17 protein-coding genes and 3 pseudogenes are annotated in these 16,646 nt (G+C 59.9%); 14 read left to right on the plus strand and 6 right to left on the minus strand.

What is annotated here, in order from left to right; translation table 11 throughout:
• Positions 1-133: 133 nt before the first annotated feature.
• From RHIBUN_RS34130 to RHIBUN_RS0127695, 4 genes and pseudogenes are all read left to right on the plus strand, one after another.
• Positions 134-526 (plus strand): sulfocyanin-like copper-binding protein, encoded by a 393-nt coding sequence (locus RHIBUN_RS34130; protein WP_084659837.1) that lies wholly within the window; start codon positions 134-136, stop codon positions 524-526.
• 518 nt (positions 527-1,044) lie between these two features.
• On the plus strand, positions 1,045-1,323 hold the full coding sequence (locus tag RHIBUN_RS38070) for a sodium-independent anion transporter (RefSeq protein WP_348626003.1): 279 nt from the start codon (positions 1,045-1,047) through the stop codon (positions 1,321-1,323).
• A gap of 188 nt (positions 1,324-1,511) precedes the next feature.
• Positions 1,512-1,754: pseudogene (locus RHIBUN_RS37605) on the plus strand (IS110 family transposase); the annotation flags it as partial.
• A gap of 252 nt (positions 1,755-2,006) precedes the next feature.
• A complete protein-coding gene (locus tag RHIBUN_RS0127695; protein ID WP_025662072.1) occupies positions 2,007-2,489 on the plus strand; it encodes a CBS domain-containing protein in 483 nt (160 codons plus the stop codon).
• A gap of 402 nt (positions 2,490-2,891) precedes the next feature.
• On the opposite strand, the pseudogene RHIBUN_RS37610 reads toward RHIBUN_RS0127695, so the two are convergent.
• Positions 2,892-3,122 (minus strand): annotated as a pseudogene (locus tag RHIBUN_RS37610) (IS110 family transposase); the annotation flags it as partial.
• 78 nt (positions 3,123-3,200) lie between these two features.
• Here RHIBUN_RS37610 and RHIBUN_RS37615 point away from each other — a divergent pair.
• Entirely contained in the window at positions 3,201-3,422 is a 222-nt protein-coding gene (locus RHIBUN_RS37615) for a hypothetical protein (protein ID WP_245271737.1), read from the plus strand.
• Between the two features lie 423 nt (positions 3,423-3,845).
• Here the strand turns inward: RHIBUN_RS37615 and RHIBUN_RS35830 are convergent.
• Positions 3,846-4,169, minus strand: a pseudogene (locus RHIBUN_RS35830) (ISNCY family transposase); the annotation flags it as partial.
• Positions 4,170-4,333: 164 nt separating this feature from the next.
• Here RHIBUN_RS35830 and RHIBUN_RS0127720 point away from each other — a divergent pair.
• The gene (locus tag RHIBUN_RS0127720) at positions 4,334-5,656 is read left to right on the plus strand and encodes an NRAMP family divalent metal transporter (protein ID WP_025662076.1); all 1,323 of its coding nucleotides are present in this window, start codon (positions 4,334-4,336) and stop codon (positions 5,654-5,656) included.
• Positions 5,657-5,788: 132 nt separating this feature from the next.
• Here RHIBUN_RS0127720 and RHIBUN_RS0127725 read toward each other — a convergent pair whose 3' ends face one another.
• Positions 5,789-7,153, minus strand: a complete 1,365-nt coding sequence (locus RHIBUN_RS0127725) for an ATP-binding protein (protein ID WP_025662077.1) — start codon at positions 7,151-7,153, stop codon at positions 5,789-5,791.
• Positions 7,150-7,809, minus strand: coding sequence for a response regulator transcription factor (locus RHIBUN_RS0127730; protein ID WP_025662078.1), 660 nt, complete (start codon positions 7,807-7,809; stop codon positions 7,150-7,152). The genes RHIBUN_RS0127725 and RHIBUN_RS0127730 overlap by 4 nt, the downstream gene beginning before the upstream one ends.
• Before the next feature lie 156 nt (positions 7,810-7,965).
• Here RHIBUN_RS0127730 and RHIBUN_RS0127735 point away from each other — a divergent pair, with 156 nt between their 5' ends.
• From RHIBUN_RS0127735 to RHIBUN_RS0127755, 5 genes are all read left to right on the plus strand, one after another.
• Entirely contained in the window at positions 7,966-8,280 is a 315-nt protein-coding gene (locus tag RHIBUN_RS0127735; protein ID WP_025662079.1) for a hypothetical protein, read from the plus strand.
• A 35-nt stretch (positions 8,281-8,315) separates the two neighbouring features.
• Positions 8,316-8,786: a DUF2271 domain-containing protein gene (locus tag RHIBUN_RS0127740; protein ID WP_025662080.1), complete on the plus strand. Its 471-nt coding sequence runs from the start codon at positions 8,316-8,318 to the stop codon at positions 8,784-8,786.
• An 18-nt stretch (positions 8,787-8,804) separates the two neighbouring features.
• The gene (locus RHIBUN_RS0127745) at positions 8,805-11,003 is read left to right on the plus strand and encodes a PepSY domain-containing protein (RefSeq protein ID WP_025662081.1); all 2,199 of its coding nucleotides are present in this window, start codon (positions 8,805-8,807) and stop codon (positions 11,001-11,003) included.
• Between the two features lies 1 nt (position 11,004).
• Positions 11,005-11,925: an FAD:protein FMN transferase gene (locus tag RHIBUN_RS0127750; RefSeq protein ID WP_037217738.1), complete on the plus strand. Its 921-nt coding sequence runs from the start codon at positions 11,005-11,007 to the stop codon at positions 11,923-11,925.
• Positions 11,926-12,194: 269 nt separating this feature from the next.
• Complete coding sequence (locus tag RHIBUN_RS0127755) at positions 12,195-12,584, plus strand: DUF302 domain-containing protein (protein WP_025662083.1); 390 nt, start codon at positions 12,195-12,197, stop codon at positions 12,582-12,584.
• Positions 12,585-12,769: 185 nt separating this feature from the next.
• On the opposite strand, the gene RHIBUN_RS0127760 is transcribed toward RHIBUN_RS0127755, so the two are convergent.
• The gene (locus RHIBUN_RS0127760; protein WP_025662084.1) at positions 12,770-13,465 is read right to left on the minus strand and encodes a VIT family protein; all 696 of its coding nucleotides are present in this window, start codon (positions 13,463-13,465) and stop codon (positions 12,770-12,772) included.
• Positions 13,466-13,839: 374 nt separating this feature from the next.
• On the opposite strand from RHIBUN_RS0127760, the gene RHIBUN_RS0127765 reads away from it, so the two are divergent.
• On the plus strand, positions 13,840-14,673 hold the full coding sequence (locus RHIBUN_RS0127765; RefSeq protein WP_025662085.1) for a universal stress protein: 834 nt from the start codon (positions 13,840-13,842) through the stop codon (positions 14,671-14,673).
• A gap of 400 nt (positions 14,674-15,073) precedes the next feature.
• On the opposite strand, the gene RHIBUN_RS37620 is transcribed toward RHIBUN_RS0127765, so the two are convergent.
• Positions 15,074-15,706: a hypothetical protein gene (locus tag RHIBUN_RS37620; RefSeq protein WP_245271738.1), complete on the minus strand. Its 633-nt coding sequence runs from the start codon at positions 15,704-15,706 to the stop codon at positions 15,074-15,076.
• A 23-nt stretch (positions 15,707-15,729) separates the two neighbouring features.
• On the opposite strand from RHIBUN_RS37620, the gene RHIBUN_RS37950 reads away from it, so the two are divergent.
• Both RHIBUN_RS37950 and RHIBUN_RS34145 read left to right on the plus strand, forming a co-directional pair.
• The gene (locus RHIBUN_RS37950) at positions 15,730-15,885 is read left to right on the plus strand and encodes an AarF/UbiB family protein (RefSeq protein WP_280949585.1); all 156 of its coding nucleotides are present in this window, start codon (positions 15,730-15,732) and stop codon (positions 15,883-15,885) included.
• Positions 15,882-16,646, plus strand: a 765-nt coding sequence (locus RHIBUN_RS34145) for an AarF/UbiB family protein (protein WP_280949586.1), incomplete at its 3' end; no start/stop codon positions are given. The genes RHIBUN_RS37950 and RHIBUN_RS34145, both read left to right, overlap by 4 nt.

Here is a 16,646-nt window from a genome sequence, read left to right on the forward strand (position 1 = left end):
GATTATCGTCGGGTTCGTTGCCTTGTTCGCGTCGCTGGGCTCCGTGGCTCACTCCGCGGTGGCCGAACCTATAACTGATCAAAAGATTCAGCAGTTGGTGACCCTGCTGGATGACCCCGACGTCCGCGCTTGGCTGGAAGCCCGGAAGTCTGGACCACCAAGAACTGCAGTAGTCGCAAAAGCGCTCGGATTCGCGACTTGGGAAGCTTCGATCCGGGCGCGTATCAACGGAATTATGTCGGCTGTTCCTCAAGTGCCTAGGGAACTTCATAACATGGCCATGACTGAAGAGCACGAAATGGTACTTGTGAAGCTGAAGTCAGCGGATCAACCAATTCCCGTTTTGAAGGGAAAGCATCGCATTGATGAGAAGAAGTTGAAGAGCCTTGGAGAGGTTTCTGATCTGAAACCTGGAGCCGACGGCAAGCTGAAGGCCACGCTGACACGGGGTTCTTATCTTCTATTCTGCAACATCAGCGGCCATTACGAGGCCGGCATGCACATAGCTCTCACGGTCACAGAGTGATCGCTCTGATTATCGAGAAGAGCAGGTGGCCGTTGTCAGTATGAAACGCTTCGGCGCTGTTAAGATGTACTGCGGCCATCTTTGCACTCGCCGAGCCCCCATACGAAGTCGGTCGCGTCGGCCTCGTTTGTCATTAATATCGGTTGCAAATGCGCACCGCAGATGCCCTGCTGGCTGCTGCAACATCAACGCCGCTTGAATTGCGCCCGGCTCGCCACGACTTGGGAAACGTCCGATGCTAGACGAGTTCCTTGCCATCCGACAGATCCGTCGAATGGAGTTTCGTTGGTCAATCGTGGCTGCAATTGTTGTACTCGCATTCGGCACGCTGCAGGGTATTGTCATCGCGATTATCGTGTCGCTAAATCGGTTTAGCGGGCCAGACCGCCTATCCGCCGGTATACGTGATCGGCCGAAAACGGGGCACGAATGTGCTGCGGCCAGTCTCGAGCGAGCATCCTGATGACGAAACTTTCACTGGGCTGTTGATCCTACGCCCTGAAGGGCGGCTGTTTTTCGTGAATACGCAGAACGTTGCGGATCATATCACCAGCCTCGTGGCGCAATATAGGCCACGCGTGCTCGTGCTGGATTTCAGCAGAGTGCCGGATGTCGAGTACTCGGCGCTTCAGATGATCATGGAGGGCGAGAAGCGGGCAAAGGAGCAGAATGCGACGGTTTGGCTTGCTGGTCTAAACCCAAGCGTACTGGATGTCGTGCGACGGGCAAAACTGGACCCTCGGCTCGGACGGGAGCGAATGCTGTTCAACGCCGAAGTGGCAATAGAGCAGTACTGAAACTATGCGCAACAGGTTCTGACATTGCGACCGGTGCATAGGAGGATTTGAGCCTGGCTCCGGACGCCCGACTCGCAAGGGCTGGGCGGCTCGGGGAGTTAATAGATGGAGTGGTTGCCGCCCTAGCCAGCTGACCCGCCTTGCTGGATGATTGTCGGGTTAAATCCAACGGGTGGAAGGATGGCAGCATGACATACGAGACGATGATCGGGGTCGATCTGGCAAAGAGCGTTTTCCAGGTACATGGAGCTTTGCTTTCCGGAGGGGTCAAGTTTAGGCGCACGCTATCCCGGCAGCATTTTCGGAGATTTATGGCCGAGCAAGGCTCTTCTATCGTCGTGACGGAGGCTTGCGGGAGAGTTCATTATTGGGCACGTGAGATGAGGAAATTCAGCCACGAAGTACGATTGATCGCGCCACAGTACGTCCGCCAAAACACCGCGATCCATTCCCGTAATGCCTTGGCGATCAACTCCGGCCCGCTGTCGGACCGAATGTGCGCGGCGAAGGATGACGCGCCCGATGATCGGCGTCACCGCATCGGTGCGTTTCACAATGATAATTGACAACAACGCCGTCGGGCGCGATCCTCGCGAAGGGTGGCAACCGCGCGATCGCAAATTGCGAAGGCGGCCGCCAAGCCGATCCGGTATTGTGCATGCTTTCTAGCTGGAGCCATACACATGACGATTCCCGCCAAGTCGGTGATGACAACGGATTTAGTTACGGTGTCGCCTGATACGACCGTGGCGGAGGCCGCCCGGCGCATGCTGATCCATCACGTCACCGCCGTACCAGTGGTGGATCCCGATAACCGGCCGCTTGGATTGGTCAGCGAAGGCGACGTGATGCGCCACTTTGGTTCGCAGTTTCAAAGTAAGCGAGCGCAATGGCTACGCATGCTGGCGGAAGGCGAGACACTCGCCCCGCAGTTCCTCGCCGAAATCCGCCTCAACCAGCAACACGTCCGGGAGATTATGCACACTGCGATCATCTCTGCTGATGAGGAAGCCTCTCTTGCGGAGTTGGCCGATCTGATGCTGAAACATCAGATCAAGCGCGTCCCTATCCTACGTGACGGCGTGTTAGTTGGCATTGTCAGCCGCGCCGATGTGGTTCGGGCCGTAGTCGAAAAACTGGATGACTTGCTTGAGCCGACGGACTAAGCGCCGGAAGTTGGGTGGCCGGGCCACATCTGTCCGTCGTCGAATGATCTGAGACTTTCTGGGCTTTGGACGAAACGGGTTTCCAGCTCAGTTTGCGGCTTAAGCCTCATGTATGGATGCCCCCCTTCATGCAAGCAGTTCTTCGAGCGGTTTTTGAACGTGTGATCGGGTGCGGTCATGTATCGGGCCTGTTGTTGCGGTTCTACTATGACCGCTGGCCGGTATGGAGCTACGCGGATCTAGTGCAAATCACTTCTGCGAGCTCGTGGCTCACTGACCCGGATGCGTTCCCAGACCCATTCTCACCGATCTTTGTCCTTACCGTTCGCTGACCTCCTCACACGCCGACGATCCACCCTCGCCGCAGCTTAGTGCTTTGCTAGCCGCAGCCAGACCCGAATCCCTGTATTTCTCGTTCTTCGTTATCATCGCCCAGAATCGACCGAGCCATTTGTTGGCGAGAGCGATCGCGGCGAGCATGCGCGGCTTACGCGCTAACATCTGTCCCAACCATGAGTTCTCGGGGGGAGCTTTGCGGCCTGCCCATCGGATCACCGTCATCGCCCCGATGATAAGAAGCCGTCGGATGTCGCGCTGGCCCATCTTATGCGTTCGGCCTAGCACCTGCTTCCCACTGTGAACCGCCCCCAATTTTCGACCGGACACTCAGCATAAGCAGAAAGGCTCAAGAACAGGCTTGAGGATAGGCTTATGTCTAACGAGTTTCGACAGGTTGATCTGATGATCGGTGACGACATCAGGCGGCGACGCTGGACAACACAAGGGCGCGGGCGCTGCTCCGACGTTTCTCGTCGCCACCCCCATAGCCACCACGCCTCGCTTGTCGCGAGACAATCCGAACGAAAGATCCCAGTTCTGAAGGAGCGCAACCGTCAGAAGAACGACGTTACTGACGGCGACCAGTTTCCTTAGCATGGGATCGAATCTATCAGCCCACTTCATCGAAAACCAACGAACGACTATGCCGACGCCGAAGGGAGCGATGTCAAGCACAAGAAGGGGGCGAGCAATGACACCGGCGCCGGCGTGCAGATCCGGTGCTGCAAGGGGAACTCCAATCGGCATTATGATAGTCGTACCAAGCGTCGCGACAAGAATGTGCGCGGCCGTGTAGGCGGGATCAGTCTTTGCGATATCAGAGAGCATTGGAAGATGCGCAGGGCGTCATGTAGAGCGACAATCTGCTGAGATCACGTATTGCCGTACGTAACGATGCTCCCTGAGGTATGAACGTTGCCTCATCCATTTTGCTCCCCGGTTGAGGCGAAGGAGGCCGGGCGCGGAGATGGCAGGGGTTTCGCAGCGCCTGGCCTCCTTCGTGAGCTCCACGGCACCTCAGTGCGGTTTTGCGATTTGGTGGATCAGCGGCTCCTTGTTCAAGGTGCGAAACAGCAGCGCGTCCGCCTGTTCGCTACGCCAGACCTTCAGCCGACGCTGAAGTGTTCGAAGCGGCTTGTCGGGGTAATCGCCGGGATACTCGGCCTGCAGGCGTGACAGAAGCTCACTGCCCGTTCGCCATGGTTCTGCTTCAGTCGGCGGTCGGCGTGATGAGAGGTCAGGACGCCGCCGTTCTCTTTTGGCTTTCGCAATCGGACGATCCGTCGGCCGGGTAGCTCCGTCCTTCCAGGCCGTCCGCAAACTCGCGAGGAAAACGTCGATCGGCTAAGCTACCCCGTCAGTGCGCATGGCCGGCGGCGGGACCACTCAGTCCTGTTTCCGGCATCGAGTGCGCACGGCTCTAACGGGTCGCTGAAACCATACTTTACTTGCCGGCAGGACGGACCACAATCCGTGGTGTCGAAATCGGCATGGAGGCTCCCGGAATGCGCAGCAAATCTCAGCATACCGACCATGGTGATCGCGCTCAATCGCGAATCTTGCCGAAGCCGGTAGTTCATCGGATGCGCCGTGCTGCGCTGTTCAAGAAATTGGGGCCTGGACTAATCACCGGGGCGGCCGACGATGATCCGAGCGGCATAGCCACCTACTCGCAGGCCGGCACCCAGTTCGGGGCCAATATGCTCTGGATGATGTTCTTTCTCTATCCACTGATGTCCACGATGCAGATGATCAGCGCCAGGATCGGCCGCGTCACCGGGCATGGCCTTGCCGCCAACATGCGCCGGATCTTTCCCTCCTGGGCCGTGACTGGCCTCGTGGCGCTCTTGTTTATTGCCAACACCATCAACATCGGCGCCGATCTCGCCGCCATGGGTGCTGCGGGGGAACTCGTGCTTGGGTGGGGGCGCCATCTCTTTACACTGCTGTTCGCCGTCGCGTCACTGACCCTTCAAGTTCTCTTACCCTATCACCGCTACGTCCGCTATCTGAAGTGGCTGACTTTGGTGCTCTTTACCTATGTTGGCGTCGTCCTTACCGTGGAGATCAACTGGCTCGAAGTTGCCCTACAGACGGTCACGCCGCACCTCGACCTGACGGGAGAGACAGTGACCATGGTCGTGGCGGTCTTCGGCACCACAATCAGCCCCTATCTCCTCTTCTGGCAGGCGTCAGAGGAGGTGGAGGACGACGAGGCCGACCCGACGACCGATCCGCTCATCAACCATCCTGAGCAAGCGCCCGTCCAACTCAGTCGCATCCGCTGGGATACACATATCGGCATGGCTTTCGCCAACCTTGTCGCCTTCTTCATCATCTTGACGACCGCGGTCACCTTGCATGGCCGGATCGAGATTGAGACCTCCGCCGACGCCGCCGAGGCGCTACGGCCGATTGCTGGCGATCTAGCGTTCGCGCTGTTCAGCCTAGGCATTATCGGCACCGGTCTGCTTGCTGTTCCAGTCCTGGCGGGCTCGGCGGCCTATGCCGTATGTGAGTCCCGCGGCTGGGCAATCGGGCTCGAGCACAAGCCGCGGGAGGCAGTCGGATTCTATACTGTGATCAGTCTCGCCACCCTCATAGGCCTCGCGGTGGACTATTCGAACCTCGACCCCATACGGGCGCTGTTCTGGAGCGCAGTCCTCAACGGTGTGATCTCCGTACCGCTGATGGTCGCAATGATGATAGTGGTTTCCCGCAAGGACGAAATGGGGCAGTTCGCCGCCTCATTTGGATTGCGCGTAATGGGATGGTTCGCCACCACGTGCATGGCGGCCGCAGCCATCACGATGTTCATCCTGAGCTAGATCTGCGATCATGGAAACGCGCGTTTGTGAACCATCATCGCAACAATCGTCTTCACTTCCTCCAGGAGCTCGAAACCCAATCAGGGGTTGGTAGATCTTCTATTCGTCTCTCTTTGTTGGTTCTCGCGCGCGTCAGGTGAGAGGCAGCTTTACCTGAACCTGTATGCCTTCATTCTTGAGCGGCCTCGGGGAAACGACTTTCAAACTCATGCCCGTGCGGTCGGCGATGGCCTTTACGATGGAGAACCCCAGGCCGCTACCGCCGACCGTCCCTCTACCGCGCTCGAACCGCTTCGCCAGCCTCTCCGTGGCATCGGCGGGCAGGACCGCGCCGTCATTGGCGACGCAAAGTAAGCCATCTGCCTGCAACGTAACCTCAACTAGACCATTCTGGGCTCCGTGTTTCAGCGCATTCTCAATCAGGTTTCGAAACAGAATGCCAACGGCGTCGGGGTCTAACCTGGAAAGAACCGGTTCTTCGGGAAGGGTCAGCAAGATCCGTCCCTCTCCAGTCCGCGTGAAACCCTCAACTATCATCTCCAGGACGGGTCTCAGATCGGAAGGCTCATCAGTTTGCAGCCGTCCTCCCTCAGCTCGGGCGAGTTGCATCAACTTTTCCGACGTGCGCATCAGTCGCTTCAGCGTGGTCTCTATCTCCGTTGCCCGCTGGCCCGTTAATTCCTCGCCGGTTTCAGTCCGAATGCGCTGAGCCTGCGCGATCGCGCCTGCAACCGGCGTGCGCAGCTCGTGCGCTGCGTTCGCTGCAAAGGCGCGCTCGGCATCGAACGCCGCCGTCAGACGGTCCAGCAACTGATTGACGCCCGCCGAGATCGGGCGAAGCTCGCTTGGCAGACCGCCATCTGGCAGGGGCGACAGGTCCTGCGCACCGCGGCGGGCAAGCTCTTGTCGAAGCAAGCGTACAGGGCGCAAGGAACGGCGCACCGCCAGAACGATTGCGAGAAGACTGAATGGGATCATCACGATCAACGGCAGCAGAAGCCCCAGCAGCATCTTGCGGGAAAGCTCCGTGCGACGATCGAGCGGTTCGGCAACGGCAATCGTCAGGCCGCCATCGACGCTAGCATCGTAATAGAGTTGGTGCGTTTCGGTGCGCAGAAAACCGGGCTTGACAAACGGCGGAAAGATGGAGGCATCCGCACCTGCGGAGGCGAGAAGAACCTTACCGTTGCGGTCGCGCACGACAAAAGTTACGTCCTCGCCATATCGCGCCTCGCGGCCGATGCGCCTCGCGCCATCGTCGCCGTCCTCGTTCCCATCATGTTCGACAGGATCGCCACGTCCGTCGCCTTCATGCAGGTCGTGCCGGGCAATTGGCAAAACGCGCAGTGCAGTGGCCTTCAGCCCGTCGTCGAACACCTCTTGCATTTCCCCGCCAAGGCGGTGCGCCGTGACCGCTGCCGCCGCCAACCACAGAAGCGTTACCGAAAGCCCAATGGCAAGTGCCAGGCGCGTCTGAAGCGAAGCGCCGGCCTTCACGGTTGCCCCAGCCGATAACCGAGGCCGCGTTCGGTCTCGATCACATGAGCGCCGAGTTTCTTGCGCAACCGGCTGACATGGACCTCGATCGCGTTGCTGTCGATTTCCGTATCGAACGAATAGAGCCGCTCCTCGAGCTGTGCCTTCGATAGGAGCTGGGCGGGACGTTGCAGAAAGGCCTCAAACAGGACCCATTCTCGCGCCGTAAGAGCAACGGGCTTGCCATTCAACGCGACGCTTCTGGCAGCGAGATCAACGGCGAGAGGACCGAGCGTGATGTTCGGATTTGGGTTGCCGGCATAACGGCGCGCCACCGATCCGATGCGGGCCGATAGTTCTGCAAGGTCGAAGGGCTTCACCATGTAATCATCAGCGCCGGCGTTCAGTCCGGCAATACGGTCAGAGACCTGATCGAGCGCTGTCAGGATCATAACCGGCGTCACGTCGCCCCGCCCGCGCAATCCCTTCAGGAAGGGAACGCCGAGCCCATCGGGCAGCATCAGATCGAGCAGCACCAGATCATAGGCAGCCGCAACGATCGCATCGCCTGCCTGGTCGAGCCGGTTGACCCAATCGACGGAATGCCCATCGGCGGCGATCTGGTCGCGAATGGCCGCACCAAGCGCCGTATCGTCCTCGATCAGCAGAACCCGCATCGCAATCTTTCCTCTCTGCCTCTCTTTGGCCCCTTAGTCCACCCGCCAGCTTACGGGAACCTGAAGCGGTGTCGCGCCAATTGTCAGGTGGCGGTCAGCTTAGGACGCAATTGATCAGCCCGAAATCCCCGTCAGATGCCCAACTGGAGATCACTTATGACATACCGCAAACTTCTTCTGGCCGCGTGCGCCGGGATAGGCTTTCTCGCCCCCCTCGGCACTCTCGCGATGCCGTTCCCCGCAGCGAAGACCGCTGGGGCCATACTGGCCGGGTATCAAGAGAACGAGGACGATGATCACCAGGAACATCGCCTCCGTCACGACGACAATGGCCGCTACGCCGCCGACGACTGCGAAGACGAGGATGAAAATTCCTGCGGTCGAGGCGGCGTCTTGCAGCAGCAGAACGCCACCCCGCCTAGCAACGGCCTGTTCACGCCTGGCTCCAAGCCGCGCGCCCAGACGAACTGAACCGCCAAGTCCGACCAAGGAGACGATCGATGAGAATGAAGTCCTTCATTGCCCTGCTTGCTGTCACAACGGCTCTTACCGTTCCCGGCCTGGCCATGGCCCGCGAGGTGACCTTCACCACCAACATGCGCAGCTACGGCGGCGATGGCGCCTACGTTGCCTATTACGTCACCGATGCGCAAGGCAAGTATGTCGGCAGTCTCTGGATGGCGGGCGGCAAGACTAGATACTACGAGCATCTCGGCGGCTGGTACCGTGCCACCGGCGGTGACATCGGCGAGATCAACGGCATTACGGGCGCCAGCGTTGGGGCGGGTCGTTCGCTTAAGGTCACGGTCGACCTTGCCGATACGCTGTTCGATGCCGGCTATCAGCTTCACATCGATTCCGCCGTGGAGGACATGCGCGACAGTCCGAATGAGATCGTGGTGCCGCTGACGTCGGGCGGCTCGGGCCAGAACGTGAAAGGTACGCGCTACATCGCCGCCTTCACCTACGTGCGTTGAGGAGAAGGGACGCCTGTTATGAGTCGCTCGCTCCACCGCTGCTTCGGACTGATCGCTACCGTCCTTCTCACCGTCGTCGCGCTGAGCGGCGCCGCACTCTCGATCTTCCCAGCCGCAGAGGCGCTCACCACACCTGCGGCGCAGCGTATCAGCGTCGCGGAACTCGCCATGCGAGTCCAGGCGTCAGAACCTACGGTCGAACAGATCAGGCGCGCGCCGTCTGGGCGGATCACCGCCTACTACTACGAAGGCGACCAACCCGCCTCCGCTGTCATCGACCCTGCCACTGGCCAGCCGGTCGGCAGCGCCGGCACCTCGGAGCTGGAGCGTTGGTTGATCAATCTTCATCGTTCGCTTTTCTTGGACGATCCCGGACGCTTCATAACTGCTGGCAGTGCAGCGGTTGTGCTTGCCCTTGCAATCTCCGGGCTGTTGCTGATGGCGCGGCGCGCCGGCGGCTGGCGGTCCGTCCTGACATCCGTTCGCGGCTACGGCGATGGACGCTTACACGCCGTCGTCTCACGCCTTGCCCTGCCCGGCCTCGTCCTCTCCGCGCTCACCGCGTTCTGGATGACGGCTGCTGTTTTCGGGCTATTGCCGGAAGGCGCGAATGCGCCGGCCTTCCCGGCCAACGTCAGCGGCAAGACCGGCGTGGCCCTTACCTCTGTCGCCCTGCTTCAAGAGACTATGGTCGATGACCTGCTCTCGCTTAACTTCCCTGCCACGGGCGACTCAACGGACGTTTTCACACTCAAGATAACAGGAGGAGAAGCTTACATCGACCAGGGCAACGGTGCGCTGCTGGCTTGGTCTGACGCGGGCCGGGTCGACAAGCTCACGCGCCTCATCACCATGCTGCACACCGGGCGCGGCGTGGCGTGGCTTGGGCTCATCCTCGGGTTCTCTGCGCTTGCGGTGCCCGTCCTGGGCTGGACGGGCCTGATTGTCTGGCTGAGGAGGCGCCGCAACCCCAAGGCAGCCTCGGTTGCCGCCGACGAGGCCGATACGATCCTGCTAGTCGGCAGTGAGAACGGAACGACCTGGGGCTTCGCCAATACGCTGCAGACTGCTCTTTCCGCACAGGGTCTTTGCGTTCATGTCGGCCCGATGTCCAATTTCGAGCCGGCCCACTGGCCGAAGGCGCGGCGTGTCATTCTGTTCGCCGCCACCTATGGCGATGGGATGGCGCCTGCAGCCTCCAAGGAATTCGTCGAACGCTTCGAGCGCGTGCCGGCAATGCCCGGCCTGCCGCTCGCCGTGCTCGGTTTCGGCGATCGCAGCTTCCCAGCCTTCTGCGGTTTCGCCACCGAGATCGCGAGGATCGCTGAGGACAAGGGCTGGGCCGTCCTTAGCCCCTTCGACACGGTAGATCGACAATCGCCGCAGGATTTCGCCCGCTGGGGGCGGCGCCTGGCTGAAACGCTTGGCCTCGTTTTCGAGCTGAACCACCAACCGACCGCTCCGAAGACCTGGAGATTGCCGGTCATATCTCGCCGCGATTATGGAGCAAGCGTACAGGCGCCAACCGCCATCCTGCGCTTTGCCCTTCCTAAGATATCGCTTTGGCAGCGTCTGACGGGCAACGGCTTCTCGCGATTTGAGGCCGGAGACCTGGTCGGCATCGTGCCGCAAGGCTCGGATCTGCCGCGATTCTACTCGCTTGCTTCCGGTATGAAAGATGGCTTTCTGGAAATCTGTGTCCGCAAGCAAGTGGGAGGGCTTTGCTCCAACCAACTCACCGCGCTGGAACCGGGCGCGACTATTGCGGCCTTCGTGCGTCCAAACCCAGCGTTCCGTCCGGCGCGCGGACGCAAGCCCGTCATCCTCATCTGCGCCGGCGCGGGGATCGGTCCGCTAGCCGGCTTTGCCCGCGGAAACCGGGGATGCCGTCCCATGCATCTCTATTTCGGAACCCGCCATCCAGCTAGCGATGCACTCTACGCGGAGGAACTTTCCAACTGGAACAAGGACGGCCGGCTGACCTCGGTCTCGACCGCTTTCTCGCGAACCGCGAACCCGGCCTATGTGCAGGATATCCTGTGCAAGGATGCCGAGCATATCGGCAAGCTTATCGCTGCGGGCGGTCAGGTTCTCATCTGCGGGAGTAGGGACATGGCGGAGGCTGTTGCAACCGTGCTCGCCGACATTCTCGCGCCACAGGGTTTCAACCTCGCGCTCCTGAAAGCCAATGGTCGCTATGCCGAGGACGTGTACTGACATGACGCGCTACGCGATGAACGGCCCGACTATGGGCACGCGCTGGTCAGCCCTCTTTCACATGCCATCGGATTTCGATGTCCAACGCGCCCGCAAGGCGATGGCCGACGCCGCGACGGAAGTCGACGAACAAATGTCCACCTGGCGGCCTGAAAGCGACCTCAACCGCTTGAACGCCGCAAAGCCCGGTGAATGGGTTTTTATGCCTGAAAGTCTGCTTACTGTGCTGGGAACGGGTCTTGAAATCGGTCAAGCTTCGGGCGGCGCCTTCGATATCGGCCTGGGTGACGCCGTCTCCGCCTGGGGTTTCGGCCCGGCGGACGCAAGCGAGGACCGGATCAAGGCCGCACGTCTAGCGAGACGCAGCCCGGCCCATGATGTTCTGGAGCTAGACAAGGCCGCCGGACGCGCCCGCAAGCACTCAGATATGTGCTTCGATCTCAATGGCATCGCTAAGGGTTATGGCGTCGATCAACTGACCCGGGCTGCGCGCCAGCACGGTATCGAAGCCGGTCTGTTCGCCATCGACGGCGAACTGCGAGCGCTCGGCACACAGCCCGACGGTCGCGGCTGGACCGTCGCCGTCGAAATGCCAAGCCTGGAAACGCGTGCCGCGCATTCCGTCCTCGTGCTAGAAGATACCGCCGTTGCGACATCCGGCGACTACCGGCACTGGATCGATGTCGGCGGCCGCCGTCTGTCGCACACCATAGACCCGCACCTCGGCATGCCGCTCAGGCATCCGCCCGCGTCCGCTACTGTGATCGCCTGCGATTGTATGAGCGCCGACGCCTGGGCGACGGCGATGATGGTTCTTGGCGAAGAACGTGGTCTTGCGCTCGCCGAAACGTTTGGTCTGCCGGTTCTCTTCATCGAGCACGGCCAGTCGAAAGGGATCGGATGCGGCCTGTTTGCGCGCTGATCGGCGCCGCGAAACAGCCAGCTCAAAAGCTTAACGGTTATGAGCCCTGAAATGAGCCGATCGCACTGAAAGAACCCTTGCTCTCGGGTCGGGCGGCTCGATCCTCAGCATTTCTTCGGCATTGCGGCTTGTGGTTTGATCCATCGCAACGTTTGAACCCGGCATTCATCGTATCCTAAAAAACAGTTCCATGCTCGGCGAGGATAACGGCTCAAGGAGAGATGCGGAAAGTCTATGTTGAGACGTCCAACTGCCAAAGGAGATATCGTATGACCTACACGCTGGATAGAACCTTGTCGGCAACCAGTTTCGACGATGCCGTCCGCAGGACGAAATCCGCTCTTTCCAGGCACGGTTTCGGTGTTCTGACGGAGATCGATGTCAAGGCAACCATGAAGAAGAAAATCGAGGTCGACATCGACGACTACCTCATCCTCGGAGCCTGCAATCCGCACATGGCGTTCGAGGCGATGAAACTGGAACCGAAGATCGGAGCCATGCTGCCGTGCAATGTCATCGTGCGCGACGTCGGTGGCGGCGATATCGTGGTGAGCGCCATCGATCCGGTTGCGTCAATGCACTCGATCGACAATGAAAGGCTGAGCCTTCTGGCAGGCAAGGTCCGCTCGATGCTCGCCGACGCGGTGGCGGAGGTTTGACATCGGATATTGCGAGAGCCGGCTTTCCCAAGCCGTTCTGATTGTGGATCCAAACAGCCTGCGCCGAGCAGCGAACTTGGATCGGCCTCTCGTTCATTGCGCGACGAGAACCGCAGCATCGGAAGAAGCTCACTTCGTCCGACAAGCCAGGCGTGCAGAAAGGTACAGTGGGTTGAGGCCGCCTCTCAGACCGCAGTGCCAACCAGCGCACCGATTCCAGCCGTCAATGCCATGGCGAAGGCACCCCAGAAAGTGACGCGGGTGGTGGCTCGCCAGACGTTCGCGCCGCCCGCTTTCGCACCGATTGCGCCCAGCAGCGCGAGGAAGGCCAAAGAAGCGGCTGCAACGGTGTAGATGAGCATCGAGGCGGGTGAAAGGACGACCGTAAGAAGGGGCAATGCGGCCCCTACCGCGAACGTGGCAGCCGACGTCAGCGCTGCCTGAACGGGCCGGGCCGCCGTGTGATCAACAATACCGAGTTCATCGCGCGAATGCGCGTCGAGAGCATCATCACGGGTCAGTTGGGTCGCGACTTGCCTGGCCAGCTCTTGGGTGAGACCGCGTTTGACATAGATTTGCGTCAGTTCCTCGAGCTCCGCTTCGGGCTGCGTCTCCAACTCCATTCGCTCCCGCGCAAGATCGGCTTCCTCAGTATCCGCCTGCGAACTCACCGACACATATTCGCCGGCCGCCATCGACATCGCGCCCGCGGCCAGACCCGCGACGCCCGCCACCAGGATCTGTGACGGTTCCGCCGACGCGGTGGCGACGCCCATGATCAGGCTCGCCGTCGAGACGATTCCGTCGTTTGCGCCGAGGACGGCTGCCCGGAGCCAGCCGATGCGGGAGATCAGGTGATGTTCGGAATGCAGTCTGCCCATGAGTGTCTCCAAGACAAAGCCGATTTGACGTGATGAGTGCGAGATTAACGGAAGAGCATAATGTCGATCACGAGCACGGCGTGCGCCAAGCTTGGCGTGCGTGCGAGTCTGGGCTGCATCCCCGCGGTTTCGGCCGTGGTTGATTCACTTCGCGCTCCCATTGTCAAAGGCTCGTCCTCCCGAATTCAATACTGGACCTCGGCCATCAAGGATTTGACTACAATCAACTTACGAAGACTTCCAGTCAAAAGGCAGCCTGTGCGAACTTCCTGTCGGCTTCTTCCGCATTCGCGCAATTGCGTTACATCAATGCCGAGCTGCGAAAACAGATAGATAATTATAAAAGTTGCGGTCTCCGAGAGGTGCAGTAGGACATGAAGGCACAGTATTTTCTTCCGCTAGCGACCTATCCCGATTCAAGTTCTGAATTGATCATTTCCAACGCTGTAGCGTTTGCGGGGTACTGTGGCGCAAATCTTCACGTATGCGCATTAAGAGTCGCGATCCCGCACATTCCCAAGGAATGGTCGTCGTTGCTGCTGGATACCCCGAAGATGATCGAGCAGGCCGAAGCTTTGAGCGGAAATCGCGCCGCAAAACTGGTTGAAGCGGCGACCAACCTCGGAGCGAATGCCAAGATCGGATTATTTTGCCGAACAGTCAAAATCAGCTTGCCTCTACTGCACGAGACGGCGGCCGCCGAAGCACGGTTTTTCGATCTGACTATTCTCGAATGTATCCCGGACGTTCCGGATACCCGTACCATTGCAGAAGCGGTGATATTCGGCTCCGGCCGGCCGGCCATCATCTTTCCCCACAAGACCCTTGCAGGCCCAATCGACCATTTGGTTATTGCCTGGGACGGAAGCCGAGCAGCCGCTCGGGCGGTCAACGATGCAAGGCCGCTCATTCGCATGGCCCGGCGTGTCTCGGTGTTGTCTCTGACGGGCGAAAAGCCGCTGCCGGAGACGACCGGGGCGCATCTTGCTGAGATCTTGGTTTCGGGCGGTGTCAATGCCAGCGCCACGGTAGCTCGGTTCACCTCGTCATCCATCGGCCTCAGCATTCAGCAGGCCGCGTTGGAACTTGGCGCCGATATTCTGGTGATGGGAGGATTTGGGCACTCGAGGTTGCGGGATTTTGTCCTTGGAGGAGCAACCGATGGCGTCTTGCACGAACCTCTTTTACCTGTCCTCATGTCACATTGACGAACTGTGACGATTTCTTCTCCGCCATTGCCGCCAACGCATCTACGCCTGAATGGGTGGTCCGAATGATCGGAGTGGTCCCAAACCTAGCCTCATATGACCTCGCGTATGGAAAGTCGCGATCGGGAACCGGCTTGAACCCACCGCATGTCTCGACAGCCCTCTCGCAAAATGGTTCGTCGAGATTGCGCGCGACGTCTGTACAACGCCGGGTTACGTCGCCCCTCAAGCGAAATTGATCGCGGGGGTGCGGCGGCTGCAATAGGTCGTGCCGAATTCCGCCACAGGCGGCAACGGCCAGAGGTATGAATAATTGGACTTCCTCGGGCACTGTCTCGCCGTCCTATTGGCACGGGCAAATATGCGCCCATAACATCTTCGAAAGATAGGCGTTGGGATGTCAGCGCAAATGGTGCCGCCGCTTCCAATCAGTCACGTCGGCCTCACTAATCCGGATGGACCGCCCCATAGTGACCGGGTGCAGAAGCTTCGCCTCCGCGATATCGCACAATGTCTGCACGTTTTCCTGGAGACGTGTTTCATCCGCGCGTGGCGGCGATCCAAGCGCCATCAGAGCCTTTCGATCGACCAGCACCGTCTTTTGCTCGCCCCCGCTTTCGAGCATCACGATGCCGTTTTCGCCGGAGGATTTGAGAAACGCGGTGAGAAATCTGACGGACATGTTAACAACCTCCTGCCGCCGACTGCCCCGTCTAACTTGGACGAGCCAAGCGCTCTTGTGACATCCAGCAACGGCGCTGATCCAGAACGATTGAATTCTAGGCGAACAATGACAGAGTTCTTTGATCAGGATCAAAGTCTGTGGGCCGGCGCCGTCGGATCCATGTTTTTGGGCCTTCCGCTGCCCGCCTTGCCATGACATTCCTTGAATTCCGGAAGGTGGCGTCGCCCAGGCGAGCGTCGGATTGGGATGATGCGGATCGACCGCGGTCGTTTGTGCGGCGGCGCCGACGGTGCTGGCGACAGCAACAAAAGTGGCAAGCGTGGCCGGACGCAGCAATGCAGTGATCATCAGGGCATTCTCCTCTCGTCGCCGTGCTAGAAATCGAGCACGGCCTCGGCAAATCCCTAGCGGAGTTGTTTGCAGAGTTCGAGGAAACGCCACTTGCAGCGGCGTCCGTCGCGCAGCGCACGCCGCACACCTGCACGACGGACGAAGCGTCATCGTCAAGGTTCGCCGGCCTGGCCTGAAACGCCAGGTCAATCAGGACATGCGTTCACTCTTCTGGCTGGCGCGCGTGGCTACGGTGATCATGCCGCGCCTGCGCCACTACCAGCCGCTGCGCATCATCACGGAGATATGGACCAACCTCCTGAAGGAGATTGATTTTTGCCGCGAGGCAAGAAGCGTCAGGCACTTCGTGGCGGCCTTCGCCGATTGGCCGGCGCTCGAAATTCCAGATGTGGTCGACGACCTGGTCGCAGAGACCGTGATCGTACAGCAGCGGAGCAGCGGGCTGCGGATCGACGACGCATCTTTGAAATCGGCCGGTCCTCGCCTCGCAGCAAACTTCGTCGACGCCTATCTGCATCAAATTTTCGTATTGGGCGTCTTTCACGGCGACCCTCATCCGGGAAACATCCTTATCACTGAAGACGGGCGGCTCTGCCTCCACGATTTCGGGATCGTCGGATTTCTTGACAAGGCCATGCGCCGCAAGCTTGCCGCCTTTGCTTTGGCCTTCGTTCGCCAGGACGCCGACTGGCTCCTTGAGGCCGCAATAGATCTTGGCATCCTGGGGGGAGACCTGGACCGAAGCGAGTTTCGCCGCGGCCTTGTGGAGATCATTGGCGACTATACCGCACTGCCGCTCAAGGACTGGTCCCTGGCCGAAGCTTTCCTGCGAGTGACGCGGCTCGGACAGGCGCAGAATGTCTTTGTCCCGCTTGACCTTCTCATTCTAATGCGGGCGATGTTTCTCGCCGAACACACCGTGCGCATCCTCGATCCT

The sequence above is a fragment of the Rhizobium sp. IBUN genome, assembly GCF_000510625.1.
GTDB lineage: Bacteria > Pseudomonadota > Alphaproteobacteria > Rhizobiales > Rhizobiaceae > Rhizobium > Rhizobium altiplani.